16 protein-coding genes and 1 riboswitch are annotated in these 19,465 nt (G+C 72.3%); of the genes, 7 read left to right on the forward strand and 9 right to left on the reverse strand.

What is annotated here, in order from left to right; genetic code table 11:
- Nucleotides 1-14: 14 nt before the first annotated feature.
- Nucleotides 15-1,466, reverse strand: coding sequence for a gamma-aminobutyraldehyde dehydrogenase (locus LCH29_RS22340; protein ID WP_446463526.1), 1,452 nt, complete (start codon nucleotides 1,464-1,466; stop codon nucleotides 15-17).
- A gap of 177 nt (nucleotides 1,467-1,643) precedes the next feature.
- Here LCH29_RS22340 and LCH29_RS22345 point away from each other — a divergent pair, with 177 nt between their 5' ends.
- On the forward strand, nucleotides 1,644-2,123 hold the full coding sequence (locus tag LCH29_RS22345) for an Lrp/AsnC family transcriptional regulator (protein ID WP_446463527.1): 480 nt from the start codon (nucleotides 1,644-1,646) through the stop codon (nucleotides 2,121-2,123).
- A complete protein-coding gene (locus LCH29_RS22350) occupies nucleotides 2,120-3,481 on the forward strand; it encodes an aspartate aminotransferase family protein (RefSeq protein WP_446463528.1) in 1,362 nt (453 codons plus the stop codon). Before LCH29_RS22345 ends, LCH29_RS22350 begins: the two co-directional genes overlap by 4 nt.
- A gap of 29 nt (nucleotides 3,482-3,510) precedes the next feature.
- Here LCH29_RS22350 and LCH29_RS22355 read toward each other — a convergent pair whose 3' ends face one another.
- Entirely contained in the window at nucleotides 3,511-4,947 is a 1,437-nt protein-coding gene (locus LCH29_RS22355; RefSeq protein ID WP_446463529.1) for a PucR family transcriptional regulator, read from the reverse strand.
- A gap of 110 nt (nucleotides 4,948-5,057) precedes the next feature.
- Between LCH29_RS22355 and LCH29_RS22360 the strand changes: the two genes are divergently transcribed.
- From LCH29_RS22360 to LCH29_RS22380, 5 genes are all read left to right on the forward strand, one after another.
- Nucleotides 5,058-6,512: a sodium:solute symporter gene (locus LCH29_RS22360; protein WP_446463530.1), complete on the forward strand. Its 1,455-nt coding sequence runs from the start codon at nucleotides 5,058-5,060 to the stop codon at nucleotides 6,510-6,512.
- Nucleotides 6,513-6,542: 30 nt separating this feature from the next.
- Nucleotides 6,543-8,186, forward strand: coding sequence for a thiamine pyrophosphate-binding protein (locus LCH29_RS22365; protein WP_446463531.1), 1,644 nt, complete (start codon nucleotides 6,543-6,545; stop codon nucleotides 8,184-8,186).
- A gap of 191 nt (nucleotides 8,187-8,377) precedes the next feature.
- On the forward strand, nucleotides 8,378-9,106 hold the full coding sequence (locus LCH29_RS22370; RefSeq protein WP_446463532.1) for an ABC transporter ATP-binding protein: 729 nt from the start codon (nucleotides 8,378-8,380) through the stop codon (nucleotides 9,104-9,106).
- On the forward strand, nucleotides 9,088-10,341 hold the full coding sequence (locus LCH29_RS22375) for a hypothetical protein (RefSeq protein ID WP_446463533.1): 1,254 nt from the start codon (nucleotides 9,088-9,090) through the stop codon (nucleotides 10,339-10,341). Before LCH29_RS22370 ends, LCH29_RS22375 begins: the two co-directional genes overlap by 19 nt.
- A 49-nt stretch (nucleotides 10,342-10,390) precedes the next feature.
- Complete coding sequence (locus LCH29_RS22380) at nucleotides 10,391-11,515, forward strand: LOG family protein (RefSeq protein WP_446463534.1); 1,125 nt, start codon at nucleotides 10,391-10,393, stop codon at nucleotides 11,513-11,515.
- Nucleotides 11,516-11,598: 83 nt separating this feature from the next.
- On the opposite strand, the gene LCH29_RS22385 is transcribed toward LCH29_RS22380, so the two are convergent.
- From LCH29_RS22385 to pyrH, 7 genes are all read right to left on the reverse strand, one after another.
- Nucleotides 11,599-12,627, reverse strand: coding sequence for an ABC transporter ATP-binding protein (locus tag LCH29_RS22385; protein WP_446463583.1), 1,029 nt, complete (start codon nucleotides 12,625-12,627; stop codon nucleotides 11,599-11,601).
- A 25-nt stretch (nucleotides 12,628-12,652) separates the two neighbouring features.
- Complete coding sequence (locus LCH29_RS22390) at nucleotides 12,653-14,353, reverse strand: ABC transporter permease (protein WP_446463535.1); 1,701 nt, start codon at nucleotides 14,351-14,353, stop codon at nucleotides 12,653-12,655.
- On the reverse strand, nucleotides 14,332-15,405 hold the full coding sequence (locus LCH29_RS22395; protein WP_446463536.1) for a thiamine ABC transporter substrate-binding protein: 1,074 nt from the start codon (nucleotides 15,403-15,405) through the stop codon (nucleotides 14,332-14,334). Before LCH29_RS22395 ends, LCH29_RS22390 begins: the two co-directional genes overlap by 22 nt.
- Nucleotides 15,401-15,504, reverse strand: a riboswitch (TPP riboswitch). It overlaps the preceding gene by 5 nt.
- A 77-nt stretch (nucleotides 15,505-15,581) precedes the next feature.
- A complete protein-coding gene (gene rlmN, locus LCH29_RS22400; protein ID WP_446463537.1) occupies nucleotides 15,582-16,688 on the reverse strand; it encodes a 23S rRNA (adenine(2503)-C(2))-methyltransferase RlmN in 1,107 nt (368 codons plus the stop codon).
- An 82-nt stretch (nucleotides 16,689-16,770) separates the two neighbouring features.
- Nucleotides 16,771-17,946 (reverse strand): phosphatidate cytidylyltransferase, encoded by a 1,176-nt coding sequence (locus LCH29_RS22405; protein ID WP_446463538.1) that lies wholly within the window; start codon nucleotides 17,944-17,946, stop codon nucleotides 16,771-16,773.
- A complete protein-coding gene (gene frr, locus LCH29_RS22410; RefSeq protein WP_009714720.1) occupies nucleotides 17,946-18,503 on the reverse strand; it encodes a ribosome recycling factor in 558 nt (185 codons plus the stop codon). Before frr ends, LCH29_RS22405 begins: the two co-directional genes overlap by 1 nt.
- Nucleotides 18,504-18,607: 104 nt before the next feature.
- Complete coding sequence (gene pyrH, locus LCH29_RS22415; RefSeq protein ID WP_123105825.1) at nucleotides 18,608-19,387, reverse strand: UMP kinase; 780 nt, start codon at nucleotides 19,385-19,387, stop codon at nucleotides 18,608-18,610.
- Between the last annotated feature and the right edge of the window lie 78 nt (nucleotides 19,388-19,465).

The following is a 19,465-nucleotide window of genomic DNA, read 5'->3' on the forward strand; positions in this document are numbered from 1 at the left end:
GGCCCCACGCGGGGTCAGCCCAGCGACGTCATCACGTGCTTGATGCGGGTGTAGTCCTCGAAGCCGTACGCCGACAGGTCCTTGCCGTAACCGGACTTCTTGAATCCGCCGTGCGGCATCTCGGCGACCAGCGGGATGTGGGTGTTGATCCACACGCAGCCGAAGTCCAGCGCCTTGGACATCCGCATCGCGCGGCCGTGGTCCTTGGTCCACACCGACGAGGCGAGCGCGTACTCCACGCCGTTGGCGTAACTGACCGCCTGGGCCTCGTCGGAGAACGACTGGACGGTGATGACCGGGCCGAAGACCTCGTGCTGGACGATCTCGTCGTCCTGCTTGAGCCCGGAGACCACGGTGGGCGCGTAGAAGTAGCCCTTCTCCCCCACCCGGTGGCCGCCCGCCTCGACCTTGGCGTGCGCGGGCAGCCGCTCGATGAAGCCGCTGACCTGGGCCAGCTGGTTGGCGTTGTTGAGCGGGCCGAACAGCACGTCCTCGTCGTCCGGCGCACCGGTCTTGGTGTCCGCGGCGGCCTTGGCCAGGGCGGTCACGAACTCGTCGTGGATCGACTCGTGGACGAGCACGCGCGTGGCCGCCGTACAGTCCTGGCCCGCGTTGAAGAAGCCCGCGACCGAGATGTCCTCGACGGCCTTGGCGATGTCGCTGTCCTCGAAGACCACGACCGGCGCCTTGCCGCCCAGCTCCAGATGGACCCGCTTGAGGTCCTTCGACGCGCTCTCCGCGACCTGCATACCGGCCCGCACCGAGCCGGTGATGGACGCCATGGCGGGCACGTCGTGCTCGACCATCAGCCGCCCGGTGTCCCGGTCGCCGCAGATGACGTTGAACACGCCCTGCGGATGACCCAGTTCCGCCAGCACCCCGCCGATGATCTCGGCGAAGAGCACGGTGGAGGCCGGGGTGGTGTCGGAGGGCTTGATGACGACCGTGTTGCCCGCCGCCAGCGCCGGCGCGAACTTCCAGACGGCCATCATCATCGGGTAGTTCCACGGCGCGACCTGCGCGCACACCCCGATCGGCTCGCGCCGGATGATGGAGGTCAGCCCCTCCATGTACTCACCGGCAGAGCGGCCCTCCAGCATCCGGGCCGCGCCCGCGAAGAACCGGATCTGGTCGATCATCGGCGGCATTTCCTCGTCCCGCGTGAGCCCGATCGGCTTGCCGGTGTTCTCCGACTCGACCGCGATCAGCTCCTCCGCCCGCGCCTCGAAGGCGTCGGCGATCTTCAGCAGGGCCTTCTGCCGCTCGCCGGGCACCAGGTCCCGCCAGGCGGGGAACGCGGCCGCGGCCGCGTTCATCGCCGCGTCCACGTCCGCCGCTCCCGACAGCGGCGCCGTGGCATACACCTCGCCCGTGGCCGGGTTGACCACCTCCGTGGTGCGCCCGTCCGCGGCGTCCCGGAACTCACCGTCGATGTAGTTGCGCAAACGACGCAGCTCGGTGGTCACGTGCCACCCCTCCTGTCTGCTGTCCGATGGGTGAGACACCACCCTAATCGCGAGGACGACGCTTTCAACATACCCGCCACACCAGAACAACGGAATCAGTGATTTTTACTCACCCACACAACGGAATTCATCGATCGAGGGTTGCCAGACAGTCGAGGCTCGTGCACAGTGAGGGCCGTGGCCACACCTGACAAGAACGGCACGCCGTCGATCGACTCCGTATCCCTGGCGATCATCGAACAGCTCCAGGAGGACGGGCGGCGCCCCTATGCCGCCATCGGCAAGGCCGTGGGCCTGTCCGAGGCGGCCGTGCGGCAGCGCGTACAGAAGCTGCTCGACCAGGGCGTGATGCAGATCGTCGCCGTCACCGACCCCCTCACCGTGGGGTTCCGGCGCCAGGCGATGGTCGGGATCGACGTCGACGGTGATCTCGACCCGGTCGCGGACGCGCTGACCGCCATGGACGAGGTCGAGTACGTGGTCGTCACCGCGGGCTCCTTCGATCTCCTCATCGAGGTCGTCTGCGAGGACGACGACCATCTCCTTGAAACGATCAACAAGCGGATCCGGACGCTGCCCGGCGTGCGCTCCACCGAGAGCTTCGTCTACCTCAAGCTCCGGAAGCAGACCTACACCTGGGGAACGAGACAGCCATGAGCGCGGACCTCTCCAAGACGGCGTACGACCACCTGTGGATGCACTTCACCCGCATGTCGTCGTACGAGAACGCCCCTGTGCCGACGATCGTGCGCGGCGAGGGCACGTACATCTACGACGACAAGGGCAAGCGCTACATCGACGGCCTCGCCGGGCTCTTCGTGGTGCAGGCCGGCCACGGGCGCGTGGAACTCGCGGAGACGGCGTACAAGCAGGCACAGGAACTGGCCTTCTTCCCGGTGTGGAGCTATGCCCACCCCAAGGCCGTCGAACTGGCCGAACGACTGGCCGGTTACGCGCCCGGCGACCTCAACAAGGTCTTCTTCACCACCGGCGGCGGCGAGGCGGTCGAGACCGCCTGGAAGCTGGCCAAGCAGTACTTCAAGCTCACCGGCAAGCCCACCAAGCACAAGGTCATATCCCGGGCCGTCGCCTACCACGGCACCCCCCAGGGCGCCCTGTCGATCACCGGCCTGCCCGGGCTGAAGGCCCCCTTCGAGCCGCTGGTCCCCGGCGCGCACAAGGTGCCCAACACCAACATCTACCGGGCGCCGATCCACGGCGACGACCCCGAGGCGTACGGCCGCTGGTGCGCCGACCAGATCGAGCAGCAGATCCTCTTCGAGGGCCCGGACACCGTCGCCGCGGTCTTCCTGGAGCCCGTGCAGAACGCGGGCGGCTGCTTCCCGCCGCCGCCCGGGTACTTCCGGCGGGTGCGCGAGATCTGCGACCAGTACGACGTCCTGCTCGTCTCCGACGAGGTCATCTGCGCGTTCGGGCGGCTGGGCACGATGTTCGCGTGCGACAAGTTCGGCTACGTCCCGGACATGATCACCTGCGCGAAGGGCATGACCTCCGGCTACTCCCCGATCGGCGCGTGCCTCGTCTCCGACCGGCTCGCCGAACCGTTCTACCGGGACGGCAACACCTTCCTGCACGGCTACACCTTCGGCGGCCACCCGGTCTCGGCGGCGGTGGCCCTCGCCAACCTCGACATCTTCGAGCGCGAGGGGCTGAACCAGCATGTGCTGGGCACCGAGGCGGCGTTCCGCTCCACCCTGGAGCGGCTGCACGACCTGCCGATCGTCGGCGACGTCCGGGGGAACGGCTTCTTCTACGGCATCGAGCTGGTCAAGGACAAGGCCACGAAGGAGTCCTTCGACGCCGAGGAGACCGAGCGCGTCCTGTACGGCTTCCTCTCCAAGGCCCTGTACGACAACGGGCTCTACTGCCGTGCCGACGACCGTGGCGACCCGGTCGTCCAGCTGGCCCCGCCACTGATCGCGGACCAGGGGCTGTTCGACGAGATCGAGCAGGTGCTGAGGGGCGTGCTCACGGAGGCGTGGACGAAGCTCTGAGCCCCCCACCCGCCCGGTGGGGCCGGGTGTCAGCCCCACTTGAGGGCGAACCACAGTTCCATCCGCACGTCCGCGTCGCCCAGGTCCGCCTCCAGGAGGGCCGCGGCGCGGGCGATGCGCTGGCGGACCGTATTGCGGTGGATGTCCAGCGCCACCGCCGTACGGTCCCAACTGCCGTGCAGCGACAGCCACACCCGCAGCGTCTCGCGCAGGGCGGGCGCACCGTCCAGCGGCGCGAGCCGGGCGCGGCCCAGCGTCTCGGCCTCGGCCGGGTCGACCAGTGAGGCGACCCCGCCCCGCGACGGAGCGTGCCGCACCACGGGCAGCCGCTCCGCGACCGCCCGGCGCAGCGCGCGGGCCGCGTCGGCGCCGCCGTGCGCGAGGCCGTCTGCGGGCACCGGCGCCCCGGCACCCAGCGTCCAGCCGGGCTGCGCCCGTACCTCCGCGTCGCCGGGCACGAGGGCGCACAGGTCGTCCCCGTCCAGGTCGACCAGCTGCGTACCGAGCCCGGCGGCGAGCGCGGCCGCGGCCAGCAGCCCGTCGTCGCCGCGCCCCCGGCGCCGCCCGCGCACCACGGTCCACACGTCCGCGCCGTTCAACAGCCCGGCGACACCGGCCGGTTCGGCGCCCAGCATCAGCCGCACCAGCGCGGTGCGTTCGGCGCCCGCGTCGGCCGTGCGCCGCCCGGTCAGCAGGGCGAGCAGCACCATGGCCACGCCCACGACCGCGTTCTCCGTCGCGTCGCGCCGCGGTGCGCACACGCCCAGGGCGAGCGGCCGTTCCGGCCCGCCCAGGCCGTACGCGCTCAAGGCGGCCCCGTCCGCCGTGCCCGCGGCCGAGGCCGGGCCCGTCCGCAGCCGGGCGGCCAGGGAGGCGAGCGCCGCGCGCGCTTCCGGGGACGGGCGCGGCCCCGCCGCCGCCAGCTCCGACCCGTCGGGCCCGTACAGCACCGCCCATCCGCCCAGATGCCGTGCCAGGAGCCGCAGCACGGCCGGTACCGGATGGGGCCGCGCGGCGGCGGCCGCGAGCGACTGCTGTGCCTCCGTGATCCGCCGCAGCTCCTGGTGGCGGCGCTCGGCCATGGCGTCCCACACGGCGCTCGCGACGGCCGTGAACGTGGTCTCCCGCGGCACCTCCACCAGCGGCAGCCCATGCCGGTCGCACGCCTCGATCAGCGCCCGTGGCACCTCCTGGTGCACCGGCGCGACGCCGAACCCCAGCGCCGTGGCGCCCGCCTCGACCGTACGGGCCACATAGCGGTCCCAGTAGGCGTCCGTCGCCTCCGGGCCGTGCACCCCGGCGCTGAGCAGCAGTTCGCCACCCAGCAGATACGGAACGGGGTCCTCCATCTCGCTCGTGTGCACCAGGTACACCGGCGCCTCCCCGCGCGGCCCGGCGACCTGCCGCAGCCCCAGTCCGGGGTGGTCCAGCAGGACGGCCAAGGGCACGGGAACTGTCGGCGGCATGGCCTTTTCCTCCATCCCGGGGACCGTGAGTGGAGGAAACGTACACTTCCCGGCCTCTTCGGCGACACCCTAAGGTCGCGGTCACCGTCCCCGCCGTGAGGAGCCCCACCATGACCGCTGTCGACTACACGGTGATCGTCGTCTATCTCGCGGGCATGCTCGCCCTCGGCTGGTGGGGCATGCGCCGCACCACGTCGACCAGCGACTTCCTGGTCGCGGGCCGCCGTCTGGGCCCCGCCATGTACTCCGGGACGATGGCCGCGATCGTGCTCGGCGGCGCCTCCACCATCGGCGGCGTCGGCCTCGGCTACCAGTACGGGCTCTCGGGCGCCTGGATGGTCCTCACCATCGGCCTCGGCCTGCTCGCCCTGTCCGTCTTCTTCTCGGCGCGCATCGCCCGCCTCAAGGTCTACACGGTCAGCCAGATGCTGGACCTGCGCTACGGCGGGACCTCCGGGCTGATCTCGGGCATCGTCATGTGGGCGTACACCCTGATGCTCGCGGTCACCTCGACCATCGCGTACGCCACCATCTTCGACGTGATCTTCGGTCTCGACCGCGTCGTGGCGATCGTGCTCGGCGGAGCCATCGTGATCTGCTACTCCACGCTCGGCGGCATGTGGTCGATCACGCTCACCGACATGGTGCAGTTCGTCGTGAAGACCGTCGGCGTCCTGCTCCTCCTGCTGCCGATCGCCGTCATCAAGGCGGGCGGCTTCGCCGCGATGAAGTCCGAACTGCCGCCGAGCTACTTCTCCCCCATGGGCATCGGCGCCCAGACCGTCTTCACCTACGTGCTCATCTATTCCTTCGGCATGCTCATCGGCCAGGACATCTGGCAGCGCGTCTTCACCGCCCGCAACGACAAGGTCGCCCGCGTCGGCGGCACCGCGGCCGGGACGTACTGTCTGGCGTACGCGGTCGCCGGAGCGGTCATCGGTACGGCGGCGAAGACCCTCTACCCCCACCTCGGCGCCCCCGACGACGCGTTCGCGACCATCGTCAAGGACGCCCTTCCCATCGGCGTCAAGGGGCTGGTCCTGGCGGCGGCCCTGTCCGCGGTGATGTCGACGTCCTCCGGCGCCCTCATCGCCTGCGCCACGGTCGCGAACAACGACATCTGGGCCCGCCTCCGGGGCCGCCCCGCCAACGCCTCGCACGACGAGGTCGCGGGCAACCGCCTCTTCATCCTCGTCATGGGCGTCACGGTGGTCGGCATCTCCATCGCGCTGAACAATGTCGTCGAGGCGCTGACCGTCGCCTACAACGTGCTGGTCGGCGGGCTCCTGGTGCCGATCCTGGGCGGCCTGCTGTGGAAGCGCGGCACGGGTGCGGGAGCGCTGGCGTCGGTGGCCGTGGGCGGTACGACGGTGGTCGGGCTGATGTTCTGGAAGGGCATCCTCGCCAGCGAGCCCATCTACATCGGCCTGCTGGCCTCGCTCGTGGCGTACGTGGCGGTGAGCCTGGCCACGAGGCCGACGGACGCGGCGGTCCTGGACGCCTGGCAGCGCCGCCTGGCCGGCGACCCGGCCCCCGAACCCGCGCCCACCCCGGCGAACGCGTAGTCACACCACCACCAGGAAAGGGCACACTCCATGCGCACCGCTCCGCGCGAGCGCCACGGCGGCGATCTCGTCGTCGAATCCCTCACCGCGCTCGGCGCGACCACCGTCTTCGGGCTCCCCGGGCAGCACGCGCTGGGCGCCTTCGACGCCCTGCGCCGCTCCGGCCTCGACTACGTGGGCCTGCGCGTGGAGAACAACGCGGGGTTCGCGGCCGACGCCTTCGCCCGCGTCACCGGCTCCGTCGCCCCGCTGCTGGTGTCCACCGGCCCCGGCGCGCTCATGACGCTGGCGGCGCTTCAGGAGTCGGCCGCGGCGTCCGCGCCGGTGCTGGGGATCGGCAGCCAGGTGCCCACCCCGGGGCTCGGCGGCGGCCGTAAGGGATATCTGCATGAACTGGCTGACCAGAAGGCGTCGTTCCGCGACATCGTCAAGTCCGTCCACACGGTCCGCGCGGCCTCGCAGATCCCGTCCGCCGTCGCCGCCGCGTGGGCGTCCGCCCTGGAGGCACCGGCGGGCCCGGTGTGGCTGGAGATCCCGCAGGACGTCCTGCTGGCCCCCACCTCCGTACCGCCCGTCACCTCGCTGACCGCGGCCCCGCGCCCGCTGCCGCCCCGCCCCGAACTCACGGAACGGGCCGCACACCTCCTGAGCACGGCCGAGCGCCCGGTGATCCTTGCCGGGGGCGGGGTCGTCCGCGCGGGGGCGTGCGAGGAACTGCGCACGCTGGCCGAGCGCCTGGACGCCCCCGTGGCCACGACGTTCGGCGGGAAGGGCGCGTTCCCCTGGGACCATCCCCTCTCCCTCCGGTCCTGGATGGAGGACCGGCACACGACCGACCTGCTGGAGGACGCGGACGTCCTGCTCGTGGTCGGCTCGGGGCTCGGCGAACTCTCCTCCAACTACCACACGTTCCGGCCCCGCGGTCAGGTCATCCAGATCGAGGCCGACCTCGGCAAGCTGGAGTCCAACCACCCGGCCCTCGGCATCCACGCCGACGCGGGGCCCGCCCTGTCCGCCCTCATGAGCGAGGTCACACCCCGCCCGCGGACGACCGGCGCCGAGACCGCGGCCGCCCTGCTGGACCGCGTACGGCAGCGGATCGCGGCGCAGGACCTGGACCTGGAGCAGCAGGTGCTGGGCGCCGTGCGGGAGGCCCTGCCCGATGACGCGCCCAGCTTCTGGGACATGACGATCCTCGCGTACTGGGCCTGGTCCGCGTTCGACCCGCGCGCGGGCGCGATGCACTCCGCGCAGGGCGCGGGCGGCCTCGGCTACGGGTTTCCGGCCGCGCTGGGGGCCGCCGCCGCGGACCGTACGAAGCCGGTGCTGGCCGTGTCGGGCGACGGCGGGGCCATGTACTCGATCGCCGAACTCGCCACCGCGCGCCAGTACGACCTGCCGGTGACCTGGCTGATCGTGGACGACAGCGGCTACGGGATCCTGCGCGAGTACATGACGGACGCGTTCGGCGAGGCGACGGCCACCGAGCTGGTCCGCCCGGACTTCGTCACGCTCGCCGAGTCCTTCGGCGTGCCGGCCGTGCGGACGGCACCCGACCGGCTGCGCACCGACCTGGCGGCGGCGCTGGCCGCCCCGGGCCCCTCGGTCGTCGTCCTCCCCGCCCTCCTGCGCATGTTCGCGCCCACCCACCTCGGAGGACCGCACCAGGGCTGATCGGAGGAACCCGGCCCGCCCCCGGCCGAGCCTCAGGCGCGGGCCCCGGCGGGAGTCCTTACCGTGCCAGAAGGTGTCTTGTCGATCAGCCCGGCATGATCGGCACGACGCCCCCTGGTGACCCATTGGCTCCGGCCTCGTTCACCCCGGCGGGGGAACGAGACGATCGCAGGTAAGGCGAGGTGCTCTGGATGGTGGCTCCGCCGGACAACGACGTGCTCCGGGCACGCACCCTGTCGTACGCCCATGACGGCTCGCCCGCCCTCGCCAGTGTCTCCGTCGGCGCCCGCGAGGGCGAGATCCTGGCGGTGACCGGCCCCCGGGGCTGCGGGAAGACCACGCTCCTGAAGTGCCTGTCGGGCCAGTTGGTCCCGGACGACGGAGAGGTGTGGTTCAACGACACCGCCGTGCACTCCCTCACCCCCCTGAGCCGCGAGCGGCTGTGGCGCGACCACTTCGGCTGGATCGACACCGAACCGCAGCTCGTGCCGGAGCTGACCGGGTGGGAGAACGCGGCGCTGCCGCTGATGCTGCGCGGCACCGGGCGGCGCGCCGCGAAGAGCGCGGCGTGCGAGTGGCTGGAGCGGCTCGACGTGGCCCAGTGCGCGGGGGTGCGCCCCGGGGCGCTGCTCCAGTCGCAGCGTCAGCGGGTCGCGATCGCGCGGGCGCTGGCGCCGACGCCCAGTGTGCTGTTCGCGGACGAGCCCACCGCGCCGCTGCACCGCGCCGACCGCGCCCAGGTGCTGCGTACGCTCACCTCGGCGGCGCGGACGCACGGCATCACCGTCGTCCTCGCCACCCAGGACCCGGAGGTGGCCACGCTCGCCGACCGCACTGTGACGCTGCTGGACGGCAGCCTGGTGGACTCGGCGGCGTCCCCCGACGCGGAGGGCATCGCGGCGTGCTCAGCCTCCGCCTAGCCCGCGGCGCCCATCCGCTGGTCCTGCTGCGACGGTCGCTGGTGGCCGTCGCCGCGGCGGGCGCGAGCTTTCTGCTGCTGACCGCCCTGGGGTTCGCGGCGAGCCACCCGGCCGACCCCGACGGGGCGCTCGCGCGGCTGCTGTGGTGCGTCGTCCCGCTGACCGCGACCGTGCAGCTGGCCATGTCCGTCGCCCGGGCCGACCCCACCACCCGCCCGGGGGTGGGGTTCGCCGCGGCCGGGCTCGGACCGGCCCGGCTGGCGCTGCTGGCGGGCGTCGCGACGGCGACGGCGTGCGCGGCCGGAAGCGCGCTGGCGCTCCTGACCTTCCTTCATCTGCGCGGCGACGTGGGCGGCTCATGGCTGCTGTGGGCGGGGAACGGCGCGGCGGGCCGCGCGCTCGGCGGGGAGCGGCCGCTGCCGCTGGTGGGGGCGGTCACGCTGGTGGCCGTCGTGCCGGTGGTGGCGGGCGCGGCGAGCGCGGCGGGGCTGTGGCCGCGGCCGTCGGCGCCGGGAGCGGGAGCGCCCCGACGGCCGGGGGCCGCGGCACCGCGGTCGGCCGTGCCCACCGTGGCGACCGGCCCGCTCACCCCGGCGGCCCACCGCGCGGCGTCCGCCCTGCCGTGGGGCGTCGCGCTACTCGCGGTGGGGCTCGCGCTGGAGGCGTACGCGGTGCGCGGGGCGCATCCGTCCCCCGGCGCGCTGGTGTCGCCGTCCGGGCGGTTCGGCGGCAGCGTGCCCGAGGTGGTGGGCGGCTGGGTGCTGACGGTGGCCGGGCTGGTCCTGGCCGGACCCGGGCTCGTCCACGGCTGCGGCCGGTTGCTGGCCATGGGGCGGCCGGGCCCGCTGCGGCTGCTGGCGGGGCGCATGCTCCAGCAGGAGGCCGGGCTGATCGGGCGTCCGGTGGGGGTGCTGTGCGCGGTCGCCGCCGGGCTGTACGGGGCGCTGCGGCTGCACGCGGCGGCCCACGGTCGCTCCGGCGCCGACTCCTTCGGTCCGCTCACCGACCTGGGCGTGGTCCTGGTCCTGATGTGCGCGTTCACCACGGTGCTCAACGCGGCGCTGGAGGCGCGGAGCGCGCGCCGACGCACCACGGCCGCGCTGCTGCGCCTCGGCGCGTCGGCCCGTCTGCTGCGGGGCGCGGCCGTGCTGCGCGGTGCGGCGCTGCTGCTCCTGCTGGCGCCGGTGGCGTGGGGCGTGGGCCAGTTGACGACGATGCCGTTCACCCACTCCTGAGTCCACCGCTCCTGCCCCCGCCGCCGTCCGGTGTGATTAGCATGACGCCGTGCAGACCGATGACGCTTCCACCACCGCACCCGACGTCGAAATAGAGTCCCTGGAGGAGTTCGACCAGGTCGTCGCCCGCGGCACCCTGGCCGGATACCGGGTCCAGTCCGTCGATCTGACGGCCCGTACGTCCGCGCTGCTGTCCACCGACATCGACCGGGCGGTCTTCCTGGGCTGCCCGATGGAGCCGGAGGCCGCGGCGCGGGTCCGGGCGCAGGGGGCGCTGGTCTTCCCGCCCGTGCCGGACCTGCCGTTCGACCCGTACCGCGGCACCCTCTACACCGCGGCCGAGCTGTTCGAGAGCCTGGACGACGGGACGGACGGGTACGCGGGCACGCCGGACGCGCGCGCCTACGCCTGGTTCCGGCGGACCAAGGCGGACGGCGACATCTTCTCCTCGATGCTGCGCTCGATCCACGACGACGCCGTCTCCGACGCGCTGGACGAACTGCTCACCGGCGCCCGGGTGGTGGGCGTGATGGGCGGCCACGCCCTGGAGCGCGGCTCCGAGGGGTACGCGGGCGCCGCCCGGCTCGGGCAGGCGCTGGCGCGGTCCGGGCTGACGGTCGCGACGGGCGGCGGCCCGGGCGCGATGGAGGCCGCCAACCTGGGCGCGTACACGGCGCCTCTTCCGGACGCGGCGCTGAAGGAGGCGCTGGAACTCCTCGCCGGGCAGCCCTCGTTCCGCCCGTCGGTGGGCGCCTGGGCCGGGGCCGCGTTCGCGGTGCGGGAGCGGTGGCCGGACGGCGGCGCGTCGGTCGGGATTCCGACCTGGTTCTACGGGCACGAGCCGCCGAACGCCTTCGCCTCGCACATCGGCAAGTACTTCGCCAACGCGACCCGCGAGGACGGGCTGCTGGCCCGTTCGAACGCGGGCGTCGTCTTCCTGCCCGGCGCCGCCGGAACCCTCCAGGAGATCTTCGACAACGCCACGCCGAACTACTACGAGTCGCGCGGCGAGCCGACCCCGATGGTGCTGGTGGACCGCGACCACTGGACACGCCGGCTGCCGGCCTGGCCGCTGCTCGAAGCGCTCGCGGAGGGGCGGTCGATGAAGGCCCGTATCGCGCTGGTGGACTCGGTGGACGAGGCCCCGGACGCGCTCGCCTCCCTGACGGGCTGAGCACCGGCCCGACGGGCTGAACTTCCCTACGCCGAACCGCGGACCCTACGACGCGCCGCGCGCCCTACGCCGAACCGCGCGCCCTACGACCCGTCGAGCACCACCACATCCGCGGAGTCGAAGATCGCCCCGACCCGGTCCCCCGCCTCCGGGGCGTCCCGGAGCGCGCAGGACGCCTCCAGGCGGGGCCCGTGCTCCGGCTGGAGGACGACCGCCACATGGTCGCCGCGGAAGGTGCGTGCGGCGACCGTGCAGGGCAGCCCGTCCGCGGGGTCCGTCAGCCGTATCCCACCCGGGCGGACCAGCAGCCGGCCCGGACCGGGCCGGGAGCCGGGCGGCACCGGCAGCTTGCCCCAGCAGGTGTCGGCGATCTCGCCGTGCACGATCGCCTCGACCACGTTGTCGAAGCCGAGGAAGCGGGCGACGAACTCGTTCGCGGGCCGCTGCCACACCTCCAGCGGGGTGCCGGACTGCGCGATCCTGCCGTCCTCCATGACCACGACCCGGTCGGCGAGCGCGAACGCCTCGCCCTGGTCGTGGGTGACGGCGAGGACCGTGGTGCCCAGCCGGGCGAACAGCTCCCGCAGCTCCATGACCAGCCGCTCCCGCAGCCCGCGGTCGAGCTGGCCCAGCGGCTCGTCCAGCATCAGCAGCCGCGGCCGGGGCGCCAGCGCGCGGGCGAGCGCGACACGCTGCTGCTCACCGCCGGACAGCGAGTCGACGGGCCGCCGCTGCGCGCCGGGCAGTCCGACCAGGTCGAGCAGTTCGGCGACCCGGCGGTCCGCCTCCGCGCGCCCCGCTCCCCGCATCCGCAGCCCGAAGGCGACGTTGCCGCCCACGTCGCGCTGTGGGAAGAGCTGATGGTCCTGGAACATCAGCCCCACCCCGCGCCGATGGGTGGGCACGCCGCTCTGGTCGCGGCCCGCGAGCCAGACCCGGCCGGAGGCGGCGCGCTGGAGTCCGGCCACCACACGCAGCATCGTGGACTTGCCGCTGCCGCTGGGGCCCAGCACACAGACGGTCTCGTGCTCGGCGACGTCCAGGTCGACGGCGTCGAGCGCGTCGTTGCGGCCGTAACGGACCGTCACCTCGTCCAGTCGCAGCAGCGTCATCAGGCTCCCCGCGCTGTCAGACATGTCAGAACTCCCCCGAGCGGTCGGTCCGGATGCGCTCCAAGACCAGCAGGGAGCAGGCGCACACCAGCATCAGGATCGTGCTCAGGGCCATCGCCTGCCCGTAGCTGAGCTGTCCCGCGCGGCCCAGGAAGCGCGCGACGGCCACCGGGAGGGTGGGGAGGTCGGGCCGGGCGATGAACACCGTGGCCCCGAACTCGCCGAGCGACACGGCGAACGCGAAACCCGCCGCGACCGCCAGCGCCCGCCCCACCAGCGGCAGGTCCACCTCGCGCCAGGCGCGCAGCGGGGACGCGCCGAGCACGGCGGCGGCCTCCCGCAGCCGGTGGTCCACGGCCCGCAGGACGGGCAGCAGGGTGCGGACGACGAAGGGCACGCCCACCAGGGCCTGGGCGAGCGGCACGATGAGCCAGGAGGCGCGCAGGTCCAGCGGGGGTTCGTCGAGCGCGATGAGGAAGCCGAAGCCGACGGTGACGGCGGAGGTGCCCAGCGGCAGCATCAGCAGCGCGTCGAAGCCGCGGACGAGGCGCCCGGCCCTGCGGGTGAGCGCGGCGGCGGCGAGGCCGCCGACGAGGACGGCGAAGACGGTGGCGACGGCCGCGTACTGGAGGGAGTTCCCGATGGCGTCCACGGGGGCCACGAAGAAGGTGCCGCCGCTGTCGGCGGCGGACTGAAGCGCCCGGTAGTACGTGAACCCGTAGCCGTCCGGCCCGTGGAGCGAGCGTTCCACCAGCACCGCGAGCGGCAGCACGATCAGCAGCGCGACGACGGCCAGCACCCCCGCGAGCAGCCCCCACTGCGCCGGGCCCTGGGGACGGCGCGCGGTCCGGGCGGCGTCGACGAGCCGTAGCGCGCCCTCCCGGCGGCGTACGGTCCAGGCGTGCAGGGCGAGGACGGCCGCGACCGCCGCGAACTGCACGAGGGTCAGCACCGCGGCCGTCGGCAGGTCGAGCAGCTGCGCGGTCTGCCGGTAGATGGCCACCTCCAGGGTGGCGTAGCGCGGACCGCCGAGGATCTGGATCACGCCGAAGGAGGTGAACGTGAACAGGAAGACCATCAGCGCGGCGGCGGCCACGGCGGGGCCCAGCGCGGGCAGGGTGACCCGGCGCCAGGCCGCGAGGCGGCTCGCGCCGAGCACCCGGGCGGCCTCCTCCTGGCGTGGGTCGAGCTGCGCCCACAGCCCGCCGACGGTGCGGACGACCACCGCGTAGTTGAAGAAGACGTGGGCCAGCAGGATCGCCCAGACGCTGGTGTCGAGCCGTATCCCCCACAGCTCGTCCAGCAGCCCGCCGCGCCCGAGCAGCCCCAGGAACGCCGACCCGGCGACGACGGTCGGCAGCACGAACGGCACGGTCACCACGGCGCGCAGCAGCCCCTTGCCGGGGAAGTCGAAGCGGGCGAAGACATACGCGCCGGGCAGCGCGACCGCCAACGTCAGCCCGGTCGAGGCGGCAGCCTGCCAGCCGGTGAACCACAGGGTGTGCAGGACGGACGGGTCGCCCAGCACCTCGGGTATCCGCTCAAGGCGCCACCGGCCGCCGACGCGCAGCCCGCGGGTGACGATCGCGGCCACGGGATACGCGAAGAAGACGCCGAAGAACGCGAGCGGCACGGCCATGAGGGCGAGCCGCAGGGCGGTGCCGCGTGCCTTCCCCTCGCCCTTCTCACGGTTCTCGCGGGGCTCTACAGAACGAGCGAGGACCATGCCTTGACCCAGGGCTCACGGTTCTTGGCTATCTTCCGCGGGGGCAGGGTGGCCGGGTCGGCGACCTTGACCCCGTACCGGGTGAAGACCTCCGGCAGCTCGGCGCCCTCGCGCACCGGATTGACGTACATGTTCAGCGGTACGTCCTCCTGGAATCGCTTGGTCAGCAGGAAGTCCAGCAGCGCCTTGCCCCCCTTGGTGTTGCCCGCGCCCTTCAGCAGCCCGGCGAACTCCGTCTGCCGGAAGCAGGTGCCGTCCGCCACCCCGGTCGGGGCCTTGGCGGGCTTCGACTTCGCGTCCGCCACCTCGGCGGGCGGGCTGGAGGCGTACGAGACGACGAGCGGCTTGTCGCCCTTGGCGCCGCCCGCCGAACCGGAGAAGCGGTCGTAGTACGCCTGCTCCCAGCCGTCGACCACCTCGACGCCGTTGGCCCGCAGCTTCTTCCAGTAGTCGCGCCAGCCGTGGTCGCCGTAGCGGGCGGCGGTGCCGAGGAGGAAGGCGAGACCGGGGGACGAGGTGGCGGCGTTCTCGGTGACCAGCAGGTTCTTGTACGCGGGCTTGGTCAGGTCGGCGAACGTCTTCGGCGGCGCGAGCTTCTTGCGCTCGAAGTAGGCGCGGTCGTAGTTGACGCAGATGTCGCCGTAGTCGACCGGGGTGACGCGGTGCTTCGCCCGGTCGAGCTGGAACGCCGCGGGGACCTTGTCCAGGCCCTTCGCCTCGTACGCCGTGAACAGGTCGTTGCCGAGCGCGCGCGAGAGGAGGGTGTTGTCGACGCCGAAGAACACATCGCCCTGCGGATGGCCCTTGGACAGGATCGCCTGGTTGACGGCGGCCCCCGCGTCACCACCGGCCTGTACCCGCACCTTGTAGCCGGTCGTGCGGGTGAACTCCTTGAGGACGGCCTTGGACGCCGCGAACGAGTCGTGCGAGACCAGGGTGACGGTCTTGGAGTCCTTGCCGTCCGCCGCGTCCCCGCCGCAACCGGTGAGGACGCCGGTGCCGAGGGATCCGACGAGGGCGGCGGTGACGGCACGCCGAAGATGGCTGTTCATGGTGAGGCTGACTCCCTACGCCGGTATGACCCGGATCAGGTTGGAGGGTCTGCGGCCGTGCCGCACTCTCAGCGCTGTCGCGCTCCCCTGTCGGAATGTTCATTTGTGCGCCGCGATACGACGGTTGTGCGGCGCTTGTGCGAAGGCACCGTATCAGCCGTATCAGTCGGCGGTTCTCAGCGCTCCGTGGCCGCCAGCTGGCCGCACGCCCCGTCGATCTCCTGCCCCCGGGTGTCCCGGACGGTCACCGGCACCCCGTGCCGCTCCAGGGCGGCCACGAACGCCTTCTCGTCCTCGGGCCGGGACGCCGTCCACTTGGAGCCGGGCGTCGGGTTGAGCGGGATGAGGTTGACGTGCACCCGGTGGCCCTTGAGCAGCCGGCCGAGCAGGTCGGCGCGCCACGCCTGGTCGTTGATGTCCTTGATCAGGGCGTACTCGATGGAGATCCGTCGGCCGGACTTCTCCGCGTACTCCCACGCCGCGTCCAGGACCTCGCGCACCTTCCAGCGGGTGTTGACCGGGACGAGGGTGTCGCGCAGCTCGTCGTCGGGCGCGTGGAGGGAGACCGCCAGGCGGCACTTGAAGCCCTCGTCGGCGAACCGCAGCATCGCCGGGACCAGTCCGACGGTCGAAACCGTGATTCCGCGCTGCGAAAGACCGAGCCCGTCGGGCTCGGGGTCGGTGAGCCGGCGGATGGCACCGATGACCCGGTTGTAGTTGGCCAGCGGCTCGCCCATGCCCATGAAGACGATGTTGGACAGCCGGGCCGGGCCCCCGGGGATCTCTCCGTCCCTCAGGGCCCGCATGCCGTCGACGATCTGGTGCACGATCTCGGCGGTGGACAGGTTGCGGTCCAGACCCGCCTGGCCGGTGGCGCAGAACGGGCAGTTCATGCCGCAGCCCGCCTGGGAGCTGATGCACATGGTGACCCGGTCCGGGTAGCGCATCAGCACGGACTCCACGAGCGTGCCGTCGAAGAGCCGCCACAGGGTCTTGCGGGTGGTGTCGTTGTCGCAGCTGATGTGCCGCACGACGCTCATCAGGTCCGGCAGCAGCCCGGCCGCGAGCTTCTCGCGCGCGCCGGCCGGTACGTCGGTCCACTGGGCGGGGTCGTCGGTGTACCGGGCGAAGTAGTGGCGCGACACCTGAGCGGCCCGGAAGGGCTTCTCCCCGAGGGCGGCGACGGCCTCGCGGCGCTCGGCGGGCGTGAGGTCGGCGAGGTGCCGCGGGGGCTTCTTGGCCCCACGCGGCACGGCGAAAGTGAGTTCTCCGGGCTTAGGCATGGCCGTACCAGTGTCGCAGACATGCGGAAGGCCCCGCGCCACGGGCGGCGCGGGGCCCGGAGAGTGCGATCCGTTACGCGGCTCAGCCGCCGCCCACGAAGATCACGAACAGCAGCCACACCACGGGAGCGGTGGGCAGCAGCGAGTCGAGCCGGTCCATGATCCCGCCGTGGCCGGGCAGCAGCTTGCCCATGTCCTTGATGCCGAGGTCACGCTTGATCATGGACTCGCCGAGGTCCCCCAGGGTCGCGCTGACCGCGACGGCGAGGCCGAGCAGCAGCCCCTGCCACCACACGCCGTCCTCGATGAGGTACTGCATGCACAGCGCGCCGACGACCATCGCGAACGCCACCGCGCCCAGCAGCCCCTCGCGGGTCTTGCCGGGGCTGATGCGGGGTGCGAGCGGATGCTTGCCGAAGCGCCAGCCCACCGCGTATGCACCGGTGTCGCTCACCACGGTCAGCAGCAGGAAGGTCAGCACCCGCCACGGGCCGTCCTCGGCTGCCAGTATGAGCGCCACGAAGGTGGCGAGGAACGGCACGTAGAAGGCGGCGAAGACGCCCGCCGTGACATCCCTGAGGTAGTTGTCGGGCGGCTCGGTCATCCGCCACACGAGCACGGCGAGCGCCGTGAGCGACACCGCCACCCACGCGCCCTGCGCCCCGCGCACATAGCCCGCGACGACCATGGCGACGCCGCCGACGGCGAGCGGCACCAGGGGGACCCGGATGTCCTTCCGCTCGGCCAGCCGGGAGGTCAGCTCCCACAGCCCGACGACCACGGCGACCGCTATCACGCCGATGAACACCGGCTTGTAGATGAAGAGCGAGGCGACGATGATCACGCCCAGCCCGACGCCCACCCCTATCGCGGCCCGCAGATCGCGGCCCGCGCTCTTCTTCTTCGTGCCCTGACCACCGCCGTTGCCGGGCGCGCTGCCGGCGGACTCGGGGCCGGGGCCGGGGGGCGTCGGCGGCTGCCCGGCGGGCTGCCCCGGTCCGGGCCGCGGCTCCCGCTCATCGCGGAACAAGGGGCCGCCCGGCCGGGCGGCCCCCCGGTCGCGGCCGGCGGCGTCGCCGGGTTCGCCGCCTGCGTGCGGCACGGTGGGCATGGGGCGAGTCTGCGCCGCTTCGGCCACCTCGTGCGCGGGACCCGCCGAAGAAGGGGGCACCTCCCAGCCGTAGCCGGGGGAGGTGCCCTGATCAGTCGGTCCCCAGAGTCCGGCGCGTGGTGGGGCCCCCCAGGAAGAGTCGTTCATCAGACCTCGAGCAGCTCGGCTTCCTTGTGCTTGAGCAGCTCATCCACCTGCGCGACGTACTTCGCGGTGAGGTCGTCGAGCTCCTTCTCCGCGCGCCGGCCCTCGTCCTCGCCGACCTCGCCGTCCTTGATCAGCTTGTCGATCGACTCCTTGGCCTTGCGCCGGATGCTGCGGATCGAGATCTTCGCGTCCTCGCCCTTGCCCTTGGCGACCTTGATGAACTCCTTGCGGCGCTGCTCGGTGAGCTCGGGGAACACCACTCGGATGATGTTGCCGTCATTGCTGGGGTTGACACCCAGGTCCGAGTCGCGGATCGCCTGCTCGATGTTGCGCAGCGCGCTCTTGTCGAACGGGGTGATCACGGCCATGCGCGGCTCGGGCACCGAGAACGACGCGAGCTGGTTGATCGGCGTCAGCGCACCGTAGTAGTCCGCCACGATCTTGTTGAACATCGCCGGGTGCGCACGCCCGGTGCGGATCGCGGCGAAGTCCTCCTTGGCGACCACAACGGCCTTCTCCATCTTCTCCTCGGCCTCGAGGAGGATTTCTTCGATCACCACTTGCTCCTGGTGTTATCCGTAAGCAGAGCCTCGCCCCTGCGTGCGTCTTCTCCTGCACGGTGTCCGACCGGCAGGCCGTTGTCCATCCCCCGAACGAGCCGTCAGGCCCGCGAGTCCTGGTCACTCACGAGCGTGCCGATCTTCTCACCCTTCACCGCGCGCGCGATATTTCCTTCGGCGGTGAGCTCGAAAACCAGGATCGGCAGCTTGTTGTCCCGGCAGAGGGTGATCGCGGTGGCATCGGCGACCTTGAGGTCCCGGGTGATCACCTCGCCGTACTCCAGCGCGTCGAACTTGACCGCGTCCGGGTTCCGCTTGGGGTCGGAGTCATAGACCCCGTCCACCCCGTTCTTGCCCATGAGCAGCGCCTCGGCGTCGATCTCCAGGGCGCGCTGGGCGGCGGTGGTGTCCGTCGAGAAGTACGGCATGCCCATGCCCGCACCGAAGATCACCACGCGCCCCTTCTCCAGGTGGCGCACCGCGCGCAGCGGGATGTACGGCTCCGCGACCTGGCCCATGGTGATGGCCGTCTGGACGCGGGAGTCGATGCCCTCCTTCTCCAGGAAGTCCTGGAGGGCGAGACAGTTCATGACGGTGCCGAGCATGCCCATGTAGTCCGAGCGTGCCCGGTCCATGCCGCGCTGCTGAAGCTCGGCCCCGCGGAAGAAGTTGCCGCCGCCGATCACGATGGCGATCTCGGCGCCGTCGCGCACCACGGCGGCGACTTCGCGGGCGATGGCGTGCACGACATCGGGGTCGACCCCGAGTCCCCCGCCCCCGGCGAACGCCTCGCCGGACAGCTTCAGCAGGAAACGGCCGTGTCGGGCTGGGCCGTCCGCGTTCTTGTCGGCGGCCTGTTTGGCGTCCGCGCCGTGATTCATTGGAGATCTCCTCGTGCACATACGAAGAAGGCCACTGCCGGGTCCTGGTACGACCTCTGCGGCAATGGCCTCCTCGTC

It is taken from the genome of Streptomyces sp. BRA346, from assembly GCF_052851135.1.